This window comes from Pseudomonas sp. YuFO20, assembly GCF_035064975.1.
Taxonomy (GTDB): Bacteria; Pseudomonadota; Gammaproteobacteria; order Pseudomonadales; family Pseudomonadaceae; genus Aquipseudomonas; species Aquipseudomonas putida_AE.
Genome location: NZ_JAXDEO010000028.1, coordinates 24,942 through 44,944 on the forward strand (window position 1 = coordinate 24,942; position 20,003 = coordinate 44,944).

The window sequence follows — 20,003 nt, forward strand, 5'->3', positions numbered from 1 at the left end:
TCCATGATCGAACAGTTCAATTCGACTGGTGACGGCAAATGACAAACAACTGACGTTAAATGACAAAGGATTTTCCGGTCCCTCTCTGCATGCTTGCGCAAACAAACAAGAACGCTCAGCCGCGGGGTCAACACCGACTCCGCACGGTAAGGGCGGTGGCGGAGATCTGCATGCACAACAAGAATTACGATGTTCGATCCTTGGTCAAACCCCTGGCCGTGGCCGTTTCGCTGGCGTCTGCGGGCGCGGCGCAAGCACTGCCATTTCAGCTCGATAACGGCTGGGAAGGGGAGTGGAACACCACGCTGTCGGTAGGTTCGCAATGGCGTGCGGAGGATCAGGACCACGATCTCTACAGCGCGGCCAACGGCGCATTGCTCGGAAAATCCGGCGGCACCGCAGGATCGGTAGACGCCGGCAACCTCAATTACGACAAGGGCGACCGCGTCTCGACCATCGCCAAGTTCGTCACCGACCTTTCTCTGCGCAATGGCGACATGGGCGGCCTGGTCCGGGTCAAGGGCTGGTATGACGAGGCGCTGAAAGACGAAGACGTCAACTTCGGCAGTGCGTCCAACGGCTATCGCAAGAGGCCGCTGAACGACGACGGCTATGCCGATCTGCAGAAATTCAGCGGGGTCTATCTGCTCGATGCCTACGCTTACAACACGTACTACTTCGATGAGACACCGGTCCAGGTGCGCCTCGGCCGCCAGGTGGTGAACTGGGGCGAGAGCGCCTACATCCAGGGCATCAACCAGATCAACCCGCTCGACGTGCCGGCCCTGCGCCGTCCTGGCACGGAACTCAAGGAAGCCCTGATCCCCGTGTGGATGGGCTACATGAACATCGGCCTGCCGGCCGGGATTTCCATGGAGGCGTTCTACCAGCTCAAGTACGAAGCCACCGCCATCGAAGGTTGCGGGCATTACTGGTCGGTCACCGAGAGCGCGATCGGCCAGGACTTTGGTGATTGCCAGCTGGGAACCTTCCTCGGTGGCACCAATCCGTCGTCGCCGACCAAGATTGCCGCCGGCGCCTACTTGCCCGAGATCAAGGGCAAGGAGCCCCACGACAGCGGCCAGTGGGGCGTGGCGTTTCGCTTCCCGCTCGATGCCCTCGACGGTGAGCTGGGCCTGTACTACCTCAACTATCACTCGCGCACGCCGTACCTGGGCTTGCGCAGTACCGGCAGCGCAGCGCAGACGGAATTTCCCAATGCCGGTGTACCGGGAGCGGTGGCACGCAACGCTCAAGGCCAGTTCGTCGGACCCAGCTGGGAATACCCGGAAGACATTCGCCTGTACGGCCTGAGCTTCACCACGACCCTGGGCGGATGGTCGATCGGCTCGGAACTGAGCTACTCGCCTAACCAGCCGGCGCAGATCAATGGCGGCGATTTGCTCAACGGTGCCCTGGCCGGTGTCGGCCCGGCGGCCGACCTGCTACAGCTGGTCAAAGTGCAAAGCCAGTCGTTTACCGCCGGCTGGGATCGTTATGAAAAAACCCAGTTCCAGGTCAATGGCGTGAACGTGTTCCCCAACGTGCTCAAGGCCGAGAACCTGACGGTAGTCGCCGAGGTCGGCTTCCAGTGGAACAACATTCCACAGGATGACGATGACCGCCGCTACGGTCGTGGCTTTATCTACGGCCTGGGTTCCTCACCGACCATTCCCGCCGGTGGCAACACCTGTACCAGTCCGGTGCCAAGCCTGGTCAACTCCAGCCCGGCCGGCTGCAAGAACGATGGTTACGTCACCGACTTCGCCTGGGGTTATCGCCTGCGTGGCCAGCTCGATTACAACAACTTCCTTGGCACCAGCGTCACGGCATCGCCTTACGCGTTCGTGGGGCAGGACGTCGACGGGGTTTCGATGGACGGCCAGTTCAACGAAGGGCGGATCACCAGCGCCCTGGGCATCACCTTCGATTACAACAAGCAGCACAAGCTCGATTTCAGCTACGTGAGTTTCGACAACAGCGCCGAATACGACCCGCTGCACGACCGCGATTTCTACTCCGCCAACTACAGCTACAGCTTCTGACAGAACAATAAGAGGTAAGTCCGATGAACACGATTTTTCATGCCGCGCGCCTGGGCGGCATGGCGTCTGCCTTGCTGCTCGCCCTGAGCAGCACGGCGCATGCCCAGATCACTGCCGATCAAGCCGCCCGCCTGGGCAAGGACCTGACGCCGCTGGGTGGCGAAATGGCCGGCAATGCCGACGGTTCCATTCCCGCCTACACCGGCGGCCTGGCCCAACCACCGGCCGGCTGGAGCCCGGAGCAGGGCTACATCGACCCGTTCGCCAGCGAGAAACCGCTGTTCACCATCACTGCGGCGAACATGGCGCAATACAAGGATAAAATCACCCCTGGCATGCAGGCATTGCTGGCCAAGTACCCGAGCTATTCGATGCCGGTCTACCCGACCCATCGCACCGCCATGGTGCCGGCGACAGTCGCCGACAAAGTCAAGCAGGAAGCGCCGCACGTCGAGCTCAACGGCTTCGGCGTGAATAACCTGAACGGTTCGACCACGCCTTTCCCGATTCCGAAAAACGGCCTCGAAGCGATCTGGAACCACAACGTGCGTTACCTCGGCGGCGGTCTGCAGCGCACCTATGCCTCCTTCCCGGTTCGCGGTGGGGGTGATTACTACACCTTGCGCATCGAGGAAAACCGCGTCTTCGACACCAACATGGACAAACAGTCGGACAACCGCCTGCTCAACTACTCGGCGCGTTTTATCTCACCGGCCACCCTGGCCGGTACCGTGCAACTGGTGCAGGAGCCGATCGACCAGGTCAAGGAAGTGCGTTCTGCCTGGATCTACAACGTCGGCCAGCGTCGCGTGCGCCGTGCCCCCGACCTCGCCTATGACAACGTCAACGATGGCACCGAAGGCCTGCGGGTGACCGATGACTTCGACGGCTACAACGGCGCGCCCGACCGCTACGACTGGAAGCTGCTGGGCAAGCGCGAAATGTTTGTGCCGTACAACGACTACAAGCTCGGCTCCAGGCAGGTCAAGTACAAGGACATCCTCACCGCCAATACCCCCAACACGGATCTGATGCGTTATGAGCTGCACCGAGTCTGGGTGGTGGAAGGGACGCTGCGCCCGGACGCCAAGCATGTCTACGGCAAGCGCGTGATGTACCTCGACGAGGACTCCTGGACCGTCCTGGCCAGCGATGCCTACGACACCCGTGGCACCTTGTGGCGCGTGGGCGTGCATCCGCTTATCCAGTATTACGACGCGCAAGTGCCGTGGTACCGCGCCAACATCTGGCATGACCTGAGCAACGGCGGCTACTACCTCGCAGGTCTCGCCAACGAAGAGCAGCAACCGTGGAAGTTCGGGATCAAAGGGCGCTTCGTCGACTTCCAACCCGACGCATTGCGTCGCATGGGCAAGTGATCGAACCGCGTTTTTCCTGAACCCCGCTGCGAGCCGCCCCCGAGTGGTTCGCAGACTCACCGGAATACTTTTATGTCCCTACGCCATCTGGAATTGCTGGCGGGCGTCGGCCTGTGCCTGCTCGCCACCTCACTGCGCGCCGAGCCGCCCAAGCTCGACTATCAGATCAGCGCCAATCACGTGTTCCTGCTCAACATCGCCGACAGCGGCAAGCATCTGGTCGCTGTCGGCGAGCGCGGGGTGGTGATGATTGCCGACGAGCGCTCGCGGGAGTGGCGCTCGGTGCGCTCGGACACCACACGAACCCTCTCCGGCGTGGCCTTTGCCAGTGCCGAAATCGGTGTCGCGGTCGGCCACGGCGGCACGCTGATCCGCACCGAAGATGGCGGCAGTCACTGGACGTCTGTGGAGACTGAGGCCAACGGTGACTCCTTGCTCGGCGTCGCGGCGCTGGGGGAAGGGCGCATGGCCGCCTGGGGCGCGTTCGGCCTGTACCTGTTGTCGAAGGACAACGGCGCCAGCTGGGTGCGTTTGCCGGTGCTGGACAACGATTTCGACCGACACATTTCCCAGATCAGGGTACTGGCGGGCGGCGATTGCCTGATGGTCGGCGAGAGCGGCACGCTGGCCCGCTCCCGGGACCACGGCGAGACTTGGCAGGCCATGCAAAGCCCTTATGCCGGCAGCCTGTTCGGCGCCCTGCAACTGCACAACGGCGATCTGCTGGTCTACGGCATGCGCGGCAACCTGTGGCTGTCCAGTGACGACGGCCAGACCTGGACCAAGCGTGACACCGCCACCACCTTCGCCTTCAACGGCGCGGTGCAGCTCAAATCCGGACGCGTCCTGGTCTTCGGCAACAGCGGGCTTATGTTGGCCAGCGACGATCAGGGACGCAATTTCCAGACCCAGCCTTCCACCCACACCAGCCTGGCCAAGGCGCTGCAATTGGCCGACGGCCAATTGCTCACGGTCGGCGACCGGGGTGTCACGGCGCTCGGCGCCAACGTGACCGAGCGTCAGGAGTAAGCCATGAGCATTCAGGAAAAATACGTGACCGATGGCGAAGGACTCGCGCGCAAGGACTTTGCCCAAGGCATGGTCGGCAAAGTCTCCTACTGGATCTTCCACCAGCGTAAAGCGCTGCTGGCGCTGTTTATCTTGATCACCGTGGCCCTGGGCTACAGCGCCACGCACCTCAAGGTCGAGGCCGGTTTCTTCAAGATGATCCCGCTGCACCACGAATACATGAAAACCTTCCTCGACTACCAGAAGGACTTCGGTGGCGCCAACAAGGTGCTGGTGGCGGTCAAGAGCAATAAGGGAGAGATCTTTACCCCCGAAGCCATGGCGATCCTGCGCAAGGTGTCCGATGAGGTGTTCTTCATCAACGGCGTGGAGCGCAGTTCGGTGACTTCACTATTCACCTCCAACGTGCGCTACACCGAGGTGGTCGAGGACGGTTTTACCGGTGGCAACCTGGTGGACTCCAGTTATGCCGGCACCCCGCAGCAGGTCGCCCAGGCCCGTGAGCGCACGCTCAAGTCCGACTGGGTCGGGCGCATTGTCTCCAACGACCTGAGTTCGGCCATGGTCGTGGCCAACCTGCAGGAGACCGACCCGAGCACCGGCAAGCGCCTGGACCTGCAGCAAGTGGCGAACACCCTGGAGAAGATTCGCCAGGACAACCAGAACCCCGATATCAGCATCCACATCATCGGCTTCGCCAAATCCATCGGCGACATCGCCGAGGGCGCTTCCGGCGTGCTGGTGTTCTTCATCATCGCCTTCGTCATCAGTGCGCTGCTGTTGTACTGGTATTGCGGCTCGCTGATGTTGACGGGCTGGGCATTGATTTGCGCCATGGTGCCGGTGGTCTGGCTGCTCGGGCTGCTACCGTTGCTGAAGCTGACCCTCGACCCGATGTCGATCCTCGTGCCGTTCCTGATCTTCTCCATCGGCGTGTCCCACGCGGTGCAGATGACCAACGCCTGGAAACTGGAGACCCTGAACGGCGCCGACGGCGTCACCGCTTCGCGCAACTGCTTCCAGAAACTCTTCGTGCCCGGCGCCGTGGCGCTGCTGGCCAACGCCCTGGGCTTTATCGTCATCGCCCTGGTCGACATCGAGATGGTGCGCGAACTGGCGATCACCGCGACCCTGGGGGTGTCGGTAATGATCGTCACCAACAAGATGTTGTTGCCGATCCTGCTGTCTTTCATGCGCCTGTCGGCGGCTGACGCGCAGAAACTGCGGGGCAAGGAAACCCTCGGCGCGGGACTGTGGGAGCGCCTGGGTGTGCTGGCGACCCGTCGCGGTGCCGCCTGGGCGTTGCTGTGTGCGGCGCTGTTGCTGGGGTGGGGCTTGTTCGAGGCGCGGCACCTGCATGTCGGCGATATCGGCGCCGGTGTGCCCGAGTTGCGTCCCGATTCGCGCTACAACCAGGACGTGGCGGTCATCACCCGGGACTTCGCCATCGGCGTCGACTTGCTGCAGGTAATCGTCAAGGCCCAGGGCGATGAAACCCCCTGCGTCAAACGCGAGGTGCTCGACCCGATCAGCGAGCTGGAACTGTATTTGCGCCAGGACGACGGCGTGTCGTCGGTGCGCAGCCTCGCCAGTTTTGTCGGCAACATCACCCAGGCCTACGCCGAAACCGACCTGAAGTGGCGCGTGTTGCCCGAACCCACTGCGCAGATCGCCCAAGGTGTGGGCTTCGCGACCCGGGTCGGCACCGAATACATGAACAGCGCGTGCAATGCGATCCCGGTGTCGATCTACACCAAGGACCACCAGGCCGAGACCATCAATGGCCTGATGAGCCGGATCAAGGCCTTCAAGGCGGCCTATGACAACGACCAGGTCACCTTCCAGCTGGCGTCGGGCAACGTCGGGGTCATGGCGGCCACCAATGAAGTGGTGCACGCCGGCGACCGGCTGGTGAACAGCGCACTGTTTGCCTCGGTGACCTTGCTGTGCCTGTGGATGTTCCGCTCCTGGCGCATCACCCTCTGCGTGATCATCCCGCTGGCGCTGGTCACGGTGCTGTGCAATGCACTGATGGCGCTGCTGGGCATCGGCGTCAAGGTCAACACCTTGCCGGTGGTGGCGCTGGGCGTGGGGGTTGGCGTGGACTACGGGATTTACTTGTTCGAGCGCATCAAGCACGAGATGCACGAGGGCGGACTGGACCTGCGCGAGGCCTTCGTGGAAGCCCTCAAGCAGCGGGGCACTGCGTCGGTGTTCACCGCCGTGACCATGACCCTGTCGATCGCCACCTGGGCTTTTTCGAACCTCAAGTTTCAGGCGGACATGGGCATCCTGCTGGCCTTCATGTTCCTGGTGAACATGCTCGGCGCCATCCTTCTGCTGCCGGCGCTGGCGGCCTGGCTGCTGCCCCGCCGAATCTGATCCCCCTGACAACGCGGGCATTCAGGCAGCCCGCGTCATCGTTGACGTCTCTAATCGACGCTTGTCGGAGTCATTGCCGAGATACCTGGCTCACTGTTGAGTCAGGTTTTTTTCATCCAAAAGGAGCGTTAATCCAATGAGGAACACCTTCAGCTACTCCTTGCTGGCCCTTGCCATGGTCGTTGTGCTGGCAGGCGGCGCCCAGGCTGATGTCGGCAAACCAGCCAACGCAATTCCGGGCGTCCCGACCGACACCGTCATCACACCCGCCAGCGCCACGGTCATCGCCCAGGACGCCTACCTGTGGGGCTGGCCGATCGTCAATGCCTTCAACCGCCGGGCGTCCTTCTCCCGCGCACCGGAACCGGGGTTGGTAGGCGGCATCCTGCCGGCGGCGCCGACCGGGTATATCAGCATGCTCACCGACTACATAACGCCGGAGCAACACTGGATCGCGCATCCCAACCAGGACGTGGTGTACGGCTTTGGTTACGGCGCCACCGACGACGAGCCGATGGTCTTGCAGGTGCCCGACTTCGCTGATCGTTACTGGGTGTACGCGCTTTACGATGCCCGTAGCGAAGAGTTCTCCCGGCTGGGCAAACAGTACGGCACCCAACCCGGCAACTATCTGGTGGTAGGGCCGAACTGGAAGGGCAGCGTGCCCGAGGGCATCACCCAGGTCATCCAGTCGCCGACCGAACTGGTCGCCGTCGGCCCGCGCATCTTTCTGGACGACAGTGCCGAAGACCGCCAGGCCATTCAGCCCGTCCTCAATCAGGTGGTGGTTTACCCCCTGAGCCAGTACACCGGCAAGACGGTCACCAAGGACTGGAAAGCCACGCCGCATTTCCCTGCACCCCCAAAAACGTCTGCGGAGGTGCGCTGGGTGAATCCCCAGACATTCTTCGATCAGTTGCCTGAAGTGCTCGCCAAGGTTCCAGCGCTTGCCGGGGAAGAAAGCCGCTACGCGATGATGCAGGCGCTACTTGATGCCGCCGCCAAGGACCCGGCGGTCAAGAACGCCATCGTCAAGGCGGCCATCGACACTGAGGAAAAGGTCGTGTCGCCGCTGTTCTCGTTCCAGACCAATGGCTCGCGGCTGCCCCATGGCTGGAACTCGCCGACCAACGTGGCGCGCTGGGGCAATGACTACGTCACGCGCACGGCCACCGCCAAGTCGAACATGTACACCAATCAACCCGAAGAAACCCGCTACTTCTTCCTTGAGGTGGACGACAAGGGCCGGCGTCTGCAGGGCGATCATCGTTACACGCTGACCTTCCCCAAAGGCAAGACGCCGCCGGCGGACGGCTTCTGGTCGCTGACGATGTACGACCCTCAGCACTTCTTCGCCCCCAACGGCCTTGACCGTTATTCCCTCGGAACTAAAAACAGCAAAAGCATGAAGTACAACGCCGACGGCTCGCTGACCCTGTATGTGCAGCACGACTCCCCCGGCGAGGACAAGGAAGCCAACTGGCTCCCGGCGCCCGAGAGCGAATTTGAGGTGACCATCCGCACCTATTGGCCCAAGGCCGAGGTGCTCAGCGGCGAATGGACGCCACCGGGCGCTGTTCGCCAGGACTGACAGATACCCCATTGAACAATTACAAATCAGGAGAAAGGGATGATGAATTCGAGCTCCAGGCTCAAGCGCTGGTGCAGTGCGATCGCATTGCTCGCGGCCGGCGTTTCGTCGCAGGCCATGGCCGCGGACAAACCGAATATTCTGGTGATTTTCGGTGATGACATCGGCATCACCAACATCAGCCGCTACAGCAACGGCCTGATGGGCTATCAGACGCCCAATATCGACCGCTTGGCCAGGGAAGGCGTGATGTTCACCGACTATTACGGCGAGCAGAGCTGCACGGCGGGGCGTGCGGCCTTCATCACCGGCCAGCATCCGGTGCGCACCGGCCTGACCAAGGTTGGCATTCCCGGTGCCAGCGTGGGCTTGAAGCCTGAAGACCCAACCATTGCCGAGCTGCTCAAGCCTTTGGGTTACGCCACCGGGCAGTTCGGCAAGAACCATCTGGGTGACCGCGATGAGTACCTGCCGACCAACCACGGTTTCGACGAGTTCTTCGGCAACCTCTACCACCTCAATGCCGAAGAAGGCCCTGAAGACCCGGACTGGACCAGGAACCCGGCGATGGACAAGCTGTTCCGTCCCCGCGGCGTGATTCACAGCACGGTGGACGGCAAGATCGAGGACCTCGGCGCCCTGACGAAAAAACGCATGGAGACCATCGACGAAGAATTCCTCGCAGCCTCGACCAACTTCATGGACAAGGCGGTCAAGGCGGACAAGCCCTTCTTTGTCTGGTTCAACTCCACGCGCATGCACTACTACACCCACATTAGCGACAAGGTCGCCGGCAGGTCGGGGCAGGGCGAGTACAACGACGGCATGCTCGAACACGATGACCAGGTAGGCCAGTTACTGAAAAAGCTCGATGAGCTGGGCGTCGCCGATAACACCATCGTCATTTATTCCACTGACAACGGTGTGCACTTCAATCAGTGGCCGGACGCAGGCATCACCCCGTTCCGCGGCGAGAAGAATACCAACTGGGAAGGCGGATTCCGCGTGCCGGCCATCGTTCGCTGGCCGAACCACATCAGGCCCGACACCATTTCCAACCAGATCATGTCGCATCAGGACTGGATGCCGACGCTGCTGGCTGCGGCCGGGGTCAACGACGTCAAGGAACAGTTGCTCAAGGGCTACAAGGCCGGCGTGAAGACCTTCAAGGTGCATTTGGATGGCTACAACTTCCTGCCGTATCTGCAAGGCCAGGAGGACAAGGGCCCGCGCACCGATTTCTACTACTTCAGCGACGATGGCAAATTGCTCGGTGTGCGAGACGGTGACTGGAAACTGGTGTTCGCCGAACAGCGGGCACACCAGTTCGATGTGTGGCGTGATCCCTTTGTCGAGCTGCGCATCCCCAAGGTCTTCAACCTGCGACGCGATCCGTTCGAGCGCGCGGACACTGACTCCAACAACTACAACCAGTGGTGGGACAGGAAAGTCGGCATCGTCGCCATGCCGGCGCTGGTGCGGGTCCAGCAATTCCTCGGCACCTTCCAGCAATTTGCGCCGCGCCAACGTCCGGCCACCTTCACCGCAGACCAGATGGTCGAGAAGTTCATGCATTACCAGACCCAGTGAAGCGCGGGTGGCCGCAGGCATCAGTCTGCGGCCATCGATTGCAAATTTTCCCATGCCGGTTTGACGAGCCGGAACCCTGTGCCTAGGGTTCTTGCAAACATTCAGTCGTCAGACTGGCAGTTGATACGGGGTGCGCCCACCGCACTCCCTTTTGAAAGGACGCTCGATATGGCTTCATCACGCAAGTTCCTGTTTTGTATTCTGCCCCTGTGTGCCGCGCTCGGCAGCGTCATGCACGCCCAAGCCGCTACACCGGATTTATTGCTGTCCACTCCGGCGACGCCCGATGCAGTAGAGAAGGGCATGCAGGCCGATGGCTACAGCCTGGCGATCTCGGCCTACAACTGGGGTTATCCGCTGGTTCGCATGGAACGAGTGGCGCGTGAATACACCAAGGTACCCTCACCCAAGCCCGACACCAGCTACCGCGCAGGCCTGAACCAGATCGGCTGGGCCACTTCGCTGGCGTCACCGTCCGCCAAGGACATGCCCACTGCCAACAATGACACCTACTACATGAGCGCGGTGCTGGATCTGACCGAGCCCTACGTATTGACCGTGCCCGACACCCATGACCGTTATTACGTCGTCGATGTGTTCAACATGTGGCAGGAACTTGAACACTATGTGGGGCGGCGTACGACAGGCACCAAGGCCGGAAAATATGTATTGGTGCCGCCGGGCTGGAAGGGCGAACTGCCAAAGGATGCCAAGCGTCTTGACGTCTCGACCAAAAAAATCTGGCTGTGGGGGCGCATTCACGTCAAGCAGGGTGAAGATGTGGCACCGATCCTCGCGTTGCAGAAACAGTTCAGTGTCGTGCCCTTGAGTGGTAAAACCAATAAGGATGAAACCTTGCCTGCGTTGCCGCAGACCGGCGACGACCCGCTGGGTTTCTTCACCGAACTGGCTTCGGCGCTCAAGGACAATCCGGTCAAACCGGCTGACGCTGCCTTGTTTGCCCAGTTCGCCCGCATCGGCCTGACGGAAAAGGGTTTTTCACCCGATAAGCTTAATCCAGCCACGCGCAAAGGCCTGGAGGAAGGTTTGAAAGCTGCGCCCTTCGTTGCGATTGCGTCGCTGGCCAGCACCTCGGAAGTGCGCAATGGCTGGAACTGGGTGACCGGTCTTGACAGTTTTGGCTACAACTACCCGCTGCGTGCCATGGTGGCCGGGCCCTATTTGGGCGGTCAGGGTGAGCATGAAGCGATGTATCCACTGCGCTTCACCGACAGCAAAAACCAACCGCTCGCTGGGGCCAATCAATACGAAATAAAACTGGCTTCGGCCCCGCCGGTGAATGCCTTTTGGTCGCTGACCATGTATGACGCCAGCGACAAAATGCTGGTCGATAACGAGATCGGTCGCTACAAGGTCGGCCCCGATACGAAGGGGTTGAAAGTCGCGGCAGACGGGTCGATCACCATTCCCATTTCCCACAAAAAACCGGAGGGAGAGAATGCCGCCAACTGGCTCCCAGCACCCGAAGGCGGTTTCTACGTGATGTTACGCTTGTACCAACCTTCAGAGGATGCGCTCTCGGGCAAGTGGCAGCTTCCCCAGCTGAACAAGGTCAATTGAGCGCAGGAAGTTGACATGGATTCATTGGCCAATGGCTTTGACGCAATGTCCGCTATTGGCCGATTCTGTTGAAAAAGTCGGCCATGGTTTCCGAGGCAGAAAAGTACGCGCTTGAGATTGAAATCTTTACTTTGTGCAGAGGATTCCGAGCTCAGATTTCGCGTAGCTGCGCGCAAAAAAGACGCTTTCAGCAGCCTGTACGCAGGCGATCTGGAAGGACCGACTTTTTCAACACAATCGGCCGATAGCTGCCGGTCGCGACAGGCTGCTAAGGACCCACGCGGTGTGAAAACGTTAAAGACTCGTTGAGTCACTAGCCAGAGGCCGGTGACTAACCTTTCTCGGTGCAGGTGTGCCACTTTGGTGAACTATCAACGAGTCAGTCAAGCACCATCAAATAGACACGGCAGGTGAGTGGGATCACCTCAGCCGGGTTGGCCAGCAAGGAGTTCGGTCGATCAGCTTGGACTTATGACTCGGTTTAGGTTCGACACATTGCCACCGGTATCCGGACCGTTGAGCTACATATTGCCTGCTCAGCAGTCCGCGATGCAGTTGATCTTCAGTGATCAATCTAGGCTACTTAACGGCATACACTTTGCGTACATAGCGCGTGCTTTTCCATGCGCACTGTGCACCTTGCGGCACGAATACACTGTCCCCGGTGCCAACGGTCATGCTCGATCCGTCAGGTGCCAGCAAAGTCACGGTGCCTTCGATCAAATACATCAACTCATTGAGTTTGTGCGCTCGGCCGTGACGTTCGTATGGCGTCGAGTCCCACACGCCGACGCGCAGATCGGTTGTGGCATCTTCGAAGGCATTACGTGACCGGCATTGCGGCGTTGGACCGATCAGTATCTGTTGCTCTGGCGCTGCTGAGGGAGACAGGATCGCCAGCGGATCGAGCCAAGTCAGGCCAGGCGTTGTTACTTCGGTGGTCATGGCGCAAAACGCCCACTGGGTTCCGGTCTGTGCTTCGATCCGCAGGGCTGTGCCCCGACCGATCACAACGCTGGCGCCGACAGACAGTTCCAGCGTCTGCTCCTGGGTTTTCAACGTCACGTGCCCAGTGTGAACCACGATCACTTCGGTGTGCGGGAAGTCCTCGATATCAAGGATTTTGCCTGCTTCGACGATGCCCGCAGACACACCGTCAGTCCCTGACCAGGCGATCTGGCGTCCATTTGTGAATGGATCCGCAGCGTTCAATGGCTGTTGTTTGAAAGGTGTGTCGACGCGGCTGCCATTGGCGCGAGCCAACAGCACAATGGTAGGTTCGGACATAGGGTGTCGCTCCATGTGTATAGGGGAGTAGGGTAGTGACAGACGCAGTCCTGATGATTAGCCGATGGCTTGAGTGACCAGGGCAAACTGCCGAACGCCGTTGGTCGATTGTGGCGCTGTGCCGCGGGCCATTTGGGCCACGGTGTCGACCTTTTTTAGGCCGGTCGCTTCCAGCCAATCTGCCAAACCACAATTGGCTGGAATATCGATGCGCACAAAAGCGTCCGGTACCTGGGCCAGCAATGTGGCAATCATGTGCTGGGCCTGCTCGAGGTTTTCGGCGATCACCGGGCCGATGCAACGTCCGCGACCGAACGGGCGCAGCAGGGCGAAAGCGTGCAACTGACTGTCGCGCACAATGCCCACCGAATGCTCGATGACAGCGAATAGATCACTGAGTACTGCTTGCCTGTCCAGCCCGCTGCCGGCGTTGGCGAGTTCCAGCACCAGCGCCTGATCCGCTTCGCGCAGCGGGCGGCATTCTTCACCGTCTGCCAATGGCACGGGCAGCGGCGCTTGTGCCTGGCCCTGGTGCTGTTGAATCCAGCCGAATTCGACAAAACCTTGGCTGGCATATAGTGGCGCACCGGCCAGGGTTGCGTTCAACATCGCAGTGCTTGACTGGCAGGCACCAAGCGCTTGCTCCATGAGTTTGCGACCGATGCCCTTGCCCTGGTAATCGTCGCTGACGATCACCAGGCCAATGGTGGTGAAGTCACCTTGCGGGCAAGCGAACGCCGTACCGATCAGGCGCTCGCCATCGAGCACGACAAAGCCGTGGCTGACCCGTTGCAGCATGGCCCAGTCGTCGAGCCGATGGGGCCACTTCAATTGCACGGACAGTGCATGGGCCGCAGGCAGGTCGGCGGGGGTCATCGGGCGATAGACGTAGGAAGGGAGCGGGGCGGGCATGGCGAATCTCCGATAAAGAAAGAGTGTGCGCGAGCGACGGGTTTTCCGGCGTGTTGACGCCTGTATCCCATCTGTGTGAAAGCCTGGCAAGGGGGGAGGGAATATTCGGCAGATTCCGCGAGGCACGGGCCCCAAGACCACACTTACTACTTAATTGCCGCCTGAGGCCGGCAGCAAATGCTTGGGGCTTTTTACCCTATAAAAGGTTCACGCTGAGACGCGTCGACATAGGGTTGGAATGTGCCATCAATTGCTTGAATCCGGCGGGAGATTGGCGAGTGCCGCATGAACTGACGCGGATCCTGCACAGGGGCGCAGTTTCTGCGGGAAAAGTCGGTGCCAGCAGCCCGCGCAGGCTGATAAAGGTCCATAAGAGCGCATAAACAGGGGCTTTGCCCAAGGCTTGTGCGCACCGCAAAGTCTGCTGAGGGAAACGGCTAAAACGGTGATTTGTATCGAACGACGATCGCTTTTAACGCCATCTGCTGATTTCACAGTGTTGTAATGGCGGTGTGCTGCAGCGTTACATCGCTGCCTCGCAAACCAGGCAAATGCTTGTCGCGCCAATGACCTCAACGAACTTCAGGAACGCACTCAATGAGCTTTCTTCGCCCCAAATTCATTACGTTCGACTGCTACGGTACGCTGACCAATTTCCACATGGGCACGATGACGCGCGAGTTGTTCGCTGACCGCGTTCCAGCGGAGCAAATGGATCAGTTCGTCAAGGATTTCTCGGCCTATCGCCTGGACCAGGTCATGGGTGACTGGAGGCCTTATGACGAAATTCTCAAGACGGCCCTGGCACGCACTTGCAAGCGCTGGGGAATTGCCTACCGCGAAGAAGGTCAACTCTATTACGACGCCGTGCCAACCTGGGGCCCGCACCCGGATGTACCGGCCGGCCTGTCGAAAATCGCCGACAAGATCCCGCTGGTGATTTTCTCCAACGCCAGTGACAGCCAGATCATGTCCAACGTCGACAAGCTCGGCGCACCATTCCATAAGGTCTTTACCGCCGAACAGGCCCAGGCCTACAAACCGCGTCTGGCGGCGTTCGAGTTCATGCTCGACAACCTCAACTGCGGCCCGGAAGACATCTTGCATGTATCTTCCAGCTTCCGTTACGACCTGATGCCGGCACACGACATGAAGATCAAGAACAAGGCCTTCGTCGCTCGCGGCCACGAAGTACCGGGCAATGCCTTCTACAGCTACCACCAGATCCCGGACATCGGTGGTCTGGCTGGATTGGTTGGTCTGTAACGGCACTCTTCATTGGCATAGGTTTATTGGCAGAGTCTTCTTGGTATAGGCGGATTGAACATGGGCAGTGAGTCCTACTGGCTCGACACCGCACCGGCTTTCACCGGTGCACAGCTCGGCGGATTGCCCGGGCAAGTCGACGTGGCCATCGTCGGTGGCGGTTTCACCGGGTTGGCGGCGGCTCGGGCGCTGGCCCTCAAGGGCGCCAGTGTCGTGGTGCTGGAAGCCGGGCGGGTGATCGGTGAGGCCTCCGGCCGCAATGGTGGTCAGTGCAACACCGGGGTCGCTCAGGACTACGTCGGCCTCAGTGCCAGCCTCGGTGCCGACAAGGCGCGGGCCTATTACCAGGCCTACGAAAGCGCGGTGCAGAGTGTGGTGTCGCTGGTGGAGCAGGAGCGTATCGCTTGCGATCTGATCCGCAACGGCAAGTTGAAGCTGGCCGCTAAGCCGATGCACTACGAAGGCCTGGCGCGGACGTGCGAATTGATTCGCCGTGAAGTCGATGCCGATGTCGAGTTGCTATCCGCCGAGCAGACCCGCGCTGAAGTGAATTCGGTGCAGTTCCACGGTGGCTTGCTGCAGCGCAACGGCGTGCAGATGCACGTCGGGCGTTTCGGCGTCGGCCTGGCCGAGGCGGCGGTGCGTCACGGCGCGCTGATCCACCAAGGCACTTCGGTGCTGGACTGGAAAGCCCGGGCCGGCGGTTATCAGGTCAACACCAGCAAGGGTTCGCTGCACGCCGGGCAAGTATTGCTGGCGACCGGTGCCTGTCAGCACGGCGGCTTGGGTTGGTATCGGCGGCGGATCGTCCCGGTGGGCAGTTTCGTGATTGCAACCGAAGTGCTGCCTCAAGCGCTGATTGATCAGTTGCTGCCCGGTCATCGTGCCTATGTCACCAGCAGGATGATTGGCAACTATTTCCGTCTGACGCCGGACAACCGTCTGCTGTTCGGCGGTCGTGCGCGGTTTGCCATGTCGGACAGCGTCAACGATGCCAAGAGCGGCAAAGTGCTGCAGGCGGCGATGGTGCAGATGTTCCCGCAATTGGCCAACGTCAAAATCGATTATTGCTGGGGAGGGTTGGTGGACATGACGTCCGATCGCTTGCCTCGGGCCGGCCAGCACGGCGGTGTTTATCACTCCATGGGCTACAGCGGCCATGGCGTGCAGATGTCGGTGCACATGGGCCAGGTCATGGCCGACGTGATGGCCGGGAAGGTCGAGGCGAACCCCTGGCGGGAACTCGACTGGCCGGCGATCCCCGGACATTTCGGCAAGCCATGGTTCCTGCCGTTCGTGGGCGCCTATTACCGCTTCCAGGACTATTTGCATTGAGTTGATGTTGTGGCGTCACCGTCGTTTGCGTTTCCAGGACGTTCCGGTCAACCGGGACACTCGAGCCTTCTTATTTTCGACAGGTACAACCGATATGACAGACAACAATAACGACTCCAAGCTGATCTCCGGCCAGGAAAGCCTGCGAGTATTCGAAGGTCTCAATCGCGGCATGTCGCGTCGCAGTGCGCTGCAAATGCTCGGTGTGGCGGGTGTCGCCGCAGCGGGCGCAGGCAGCCTGTTTGGCGCCGCTGGCAAACTGTTCGCTGACGAAGCCGCGGCCCCCGGCAAAGGCAAGCCAGGCGGGCGGATTCGTGTCGCTGGCATGTCCAGCTCCACCGCCGACACCCTCGACCCAGCCAGAGGCGCGCTGTCCACCGACTATGTACGCCACTTCATGTTCTACAACGGGCTGACCCGTTTCGATGCGCACCTGGTGCCGCAACTGGAGTTGGCCGAGCGCATCGACAACACCGATGCCACGCTGTGGACCATCACCCTTCGCAAGGATGTGACCTTCCACAACGGCAAAACCCTGAGCGCCGCCGACGTGGTGTTTTCGTTGACGCGCCACAAGGATCCGCTGACCGGCTCCAAGGTCATGCCGCTGATGGAACAGTTCGCCGAAATCAAGGCTACCGGCACCAACGAGGTTAAGATCCGTCTGAGCGCTCCGAACGCCGAGCTGCCGTCGATCCTCGCCGTGTCGCACTTGCTGATCGTTCCCGAAGGCACCACTGACTTCAACCAGGGCATCGGCACCGGGCCGTTCAAGGTCAAGGAATTCAAACCGGGCGTACGTTCGATTGCCGAGCGCAACACCGGCTACTGGAAGCCAGGTCTGCCGTACCTCGACGAGATCGAGTTCATCGCCATTGGCGACGAACCGTCGCGAGTCAACGCGTTGCTGTCCGGCGACGTGCATATGATCAACGAGGTCAACCCGCGTTCCACCAACCGGATCAAGGCCAGCGCCAAGCACCGGGTCGTGGATGCACCGTCGGGCAACTACACCGACTTGATTATCCGTCAGGATCAGATGCCGGGCAAAAGCGCCGAATTCACCCAGGCCATGAAGTACCTGCTGGACCGCGAGCAGGTTAAATCCGCCGTATTCCGTGGCTTTGCCGTCGTCGGTAACGACCATCCGATTGCTCCCGGCTCGCGCTACTACAACGCCGATTTGCCGCAACGAGTCTATGACCCGGAAAAAGCCAAGTTCCTGCTGAAGAAGGCCGGCATGGAAAGCATCAGCATGCCGCTGGTCGCTTCGCCAGCCGCCACCGGATCGGTGGACATCGCCGTGCTGCTGCAGCAATCGGCGAAGCAGGCCGGCCTCAAGCTGGACGTCAACCGCTTGCCGAGCGACGGCTACTGGTCCAACCACTGGATGAAGCACCCGCTTAGCTTCGGCAACATCAACCCGCGGCCGAACGCCGACGTGATGTTCTCGCAGTTCTTCCAGTCGAAGGCGCCATGGAACGAATCCGGTTGGCAGAACGATCAGTTCGACCAGCTGCTGATGCTCGCCCGTGCTGAAACCGACGATGCCAAGCGCAGCAAAATGTACGCGGACATGCAGACTCTGGTGCATGACCACAGCGGTATCGGCGTGCCGGTGTTCATCAGCAATATCGACGGTGTGGACCAGCGCATCAAGGGCTACGGCAGCAACCCGCTGGGTGGCTTCATGGGTTACATGTTCGCCGAGCAGATCTGGCTGGACGCTTGATGGTGATCTGAGTAGTACGTCAGGGACAGTGCAGGAGGGTAGGCGATGAATAGCAACACACTGTGGTTGATCGGCCGGCGTCTGGGCGCCGCGATCGTGACTTTGTTGATCGTGTCGATGGTCGTGTTCGCGATCACGGCAGTCCTTCCCGGGGACGCGGCGCAGCAATCGCTCGGGCAGTTCGCCACGCCGGAACAGGTGGCGGCACTGCGCCTGAAACTGGGGCTCGATCAGCCCGGTGTGGTGCGTTACCTGCACTGGTTGATGAACCTGCTCAGCGGGGACATGGGCCAGTCGGTGTCCAACGCCATGCCGGTCGGGGAGTTGATGGCTGGCCGGGTGCCCAACACCCTGATGCTGGCGGCGGCCACGGCGCTGGTATCGGTGCCGGTGGCGCTGATTCTGGGCATCGGTTCGGCCATGGGCCGCGGCGGGCGCATCGATAGTTTCCTGAGCTTCTTCACCCTGGCCATGGTCGCCGTCCCGGAGTTTCTGGTGGCCACCCTGGCGGTGCTGATCTTTGCGGTGAACCTGGGCTGGTTGTCGGCGCTGTCCTACGCCAGCGACATCACTTCACCCTGGCAATTCATGCGCACCTACGCCTTGCCGGTGATGACTTTGTGCTGTGTCATCGTCGCGCAAATGGCCCGCATGACCCGGGCCGCAGTGATCGATCAACTCGACAGCCCGTATGTGGAAATGGCCCGGCTCAAAGGCGTAGGCCCAATGCGCATCGTGCTGACCCATGCGTTGCCCAACGCCATCGGGCCGATTGCCAACGCGATCGCCCTGAGCCTGTCGTACCTGTTGGGTGGGGTGGTGATCGTCGAGACGATCTTCAACTATCCCGGCATCGCCAGTTTGATGGTCGATGCCGTGACCAACCGTGACATGGCGCTGGTCCAGGCCTGCACCATGCTGTTTTGCGCGGCGTACCTGGGGTTGGTGCTGATTGCCGACCTGTGCGCGATTCTGTCCAATCCGAGGCTGAGAAACCAATGAACAATCTCATTGTGAAATCGACGCCTGCAGCGCCCGACCTGTCGGCGGGCAAGGTGTCTCATGGCCCGGCGTGGCTGGGCCTGATCGGGGCTGCAATGTGCGTCATCTGGCTGCTGGTGGCGTTTCTCGGGCCGTGGCTGGCGCCACACCCGGTAGGCGAAGTGGTCTCTGACAATGTCTTTGACAGCATCAGCGCCCTTTACCCGTTCGGCACCGACTACCTGGGGCGCGACATGCTCAGCCGCGTTCTGGTCGGCGCACGCTTCACGGTTGGCCTGGCGTTGATTGCGGCGGTGTTGGCCAGTGGCCTGGGCACCGGTTGCGCGCTGCTGTCGGTGGTGTCGCCCAAGTGGCTGGACGAAGTCATCAGTCGCCTGATGGATGCCTTTATCTCGATCCCGAGCAAGATGCTGGCGCTGATCATGGTCTCGGCCTTTGGCTCTTCGGTGACCTTGCTGGTTTGCACCGCGGTGCTGAGTTTCACCCCCGGCGCGTTCCGCATCGCCCGCAGCATGGCGGTGAACATTGAAGCGTTGGAGTACGTGCAAGTCGCCCGAACTCGTGGCGAACGCCGGCTGTACATCGCGTGTGTGGAAATCCTGCCCAATATGCTCAACCCGGTGCTGACTGACCTGGGCCTGCGCTTTGGCTTCATTGTGTTGCTGCTCAGTGGCATGAGTTTTCTGGGCTTGGGTGTGCAACCGCCCGATGCCGACCTCGGTTCGCTGGTGCGGGAAAACATCGGCGGCTTGAACCAGGGCGCGCCAGCCATCGTGATCCCGGCGCTGGCCATCGGCACCCTGACCATCGGTGTGAATCTGTTTATCGACAGACTGTCGTCCCGACGTAGTCGCCGCACGGGAGGGCATTGA

General features: G+C 60.8%; 14 protein-coding genes. 12 read left to right on the forward strand and 2 right to left on the reverse strand.

Annotated features, from left to right (window positions below):
• Positions 1–170: 170 nt before the first annotated feature.
• From SOP85_RS16990 to SOP85_RS17020, 7 genes are all read left to right on the forward strand, one after another.
• Complete coding sequence (locus tag SOP85_RS16990; RefSeq protein WP_323627592.1) at positions 171–2,045, forward strand: DUF1302 domain-containing protein; 1,875 nt, start codon at positions 171–173, stop codon at positions 2,043–2,045.
• A gap of 23 nt (positions 2,046–2,068) precedes the next feature.
• The gene (locus tag SOP85_RS16995; protein ID WP_323627594.1) at positions 2,069–3,424 is read left to right on the forward strand and encodes a DUF1329 domain-containing protein; all 1,356 of its coding nucleotides are present in this window, start codon (positions 2,069–2,071) and stop codon (positions 3,422–3,424) included.
• A gap of 72 nt (positions 3,425–3,496) precedes the next feature.
• Positions 3,497–4,453: a WD40/YVTN/BNR-like repeat-containing protein gene (locus SOP85_RS17000; RefSeq protein WP_323627595.1), complete on the forward strand. Its 957-nt coding sequence runs from the start codon at positions 3,497–3,499 to the stop codon at positions 4,451–4,453.
• A gap of 3 nt (positions 4,454–4,456) precedes the next feature.
• Positions 4,457–6,835 (forward strand): efflux RND transporter permease subunit, encoded by a 2,379-nt coding sequence (locus SOP85_RS17005; RefSeq protein WP_323627596.1) that lies wholly within the window; start codon positions 4,457–4,459, stop codon positions 6,833–6,835.
• A 136-nt stretch (positions 6,836–6,971) separates the two neighbouring features.
• Complete coding sequence (locus SOP85_RS17010; RefSeq protein WP_323627597.1) at positions 6,972–8,426, forward strand: DUF1254 domain-containing protein; 1,455 nt, start codon at positions 6,972–6,974, stop codon at positions 8,424–8,426.
• Positions 8,427–8,468: 42 nt separating this feature from the next.
• The gene (locus tag SOP85_RS17015; protein WP_442967915.1) at positions 8,469–10,016 is read left to right on the forward strand and encodes an arylsulfatase; all 1,548 of its coding nucleotides are present in this window, start codon (positions 8,469–8,471) and stop codon (positions 10,014–10,016) included.
• Between the two features lie 168 nt (positions 10,017–10,184).
• A complete protein-coding gene (locus SOP85_RS17020) occupies positions 10,185–11,597 on the forward strand; it encodes a DUF1254 domain-containing protein (protein WP_323627600.1) in 1,413 nt (470 codons plus the stop codon).
• A gap of 579 nt (positions 11,598–12,176) precedes the next feature.
• Here the strand turns inward: SOP85_RS17020 and SOP85_RS17025 are convergent.
• Together SOP85_RS17025 and SOP85_RS17030 are read right to left on the reverse strand one after the other, a co-directional pair.
• Positions 12,177–12,884: a cupin domain-containing protein gene (locus SOP85_RS17025; RefSeq protein ID WP_323627602.1), complete on the reverse strand. Its 708-nt coding sequence runs from the start codon at positions 12,882–12,884 to the stop codon at positions 12,177–12,179.
• 57 nt (positions 12,885–12,941) lie between these two features.
• Positions 12,942–13,796 carry a GNAT family N-acetyltransferase gene (locus SOP85_RS17030; protein WP_323627603.1) on the reverse strand — a complete coding sequence of 285 codons (855 nt, stop codon included), beginning with the start codon at positions 13,794–13,796 and terminating at the stop codon, positions 12,942–12,944.
• Between the two features lie 597 nt (positions 13,797–14,393).
• Here SOP85_RS17030 and SOP85_RS17035 point away from each other — a divergent pair.
• The 5 genes from SOP85_RS17035 to SOP85_RS17055 all read left to right on the forward strand — a co-directional run bounded on the left by SOP85_RS17035 (position 14,394) and on the right by SOP85_RS17055 (position 20,003).
• A complete protein-coding gene (locus SOP85_RS17035) occupies positions 14,394–15,062 on the forward strand; it encodes a haloacid dehalogenase type II (protein WP_151143046.1) in 669 nt (222 codons plus the stop codon).
• Between the two features lie 60 nt (positions 15,063–15,122).
• On the forward strand, positions 15,123–16,397 hold the full coding sequence (locus tag SOP85_RS17040) for an NAD(P)/FAD-dependent oxidoreductase (protein WP_166619371.1): 1,275 nt from the start codon (positions 15,123–15,125) through the stop codon (positions 16,395–16,397).
• 94 nt (positions 16,398–16,491) lie between these two features.
• The gene (locus tag SOP85_RS17045; protein ID WP_323627604.1) at positions 16,492–18,129 is read left to right on the forward strand and encodes an ABC transporter substrate-binding protein; all 1,638 of its coding nucleotides are present in this window, start codon (positions 16,492–16,494) and stop codon (positions 18,127–18,129) included.
• A gap of 45 nt (positions 18,130–18,174) precedes the next feature.
• Entirely contained in the window at positions 18,175–19,131 is a 957-nt protein-coding gene (locus SOP85_RS17050) for an ABC transporter permease (RefSeq protein ID WP_166619373.1), read from the forward strand.
• Positions 19,128–20,003 carry an ABC transporter permease gene (locus SOP85_RS17055; RefSeq protein WP_166619374.1) on the forward strand — a complete coding sequence of 292 codons (876 nt, stop codon included), beginning with the start codon at positions 19,128–19,130 and terminating at the stop codon, positions 20,001–20,003. The genes SOP85_RS17050 and SOP85_RS17055 overlap by 4 nt, the downstream gene beginning before the upstream one ends.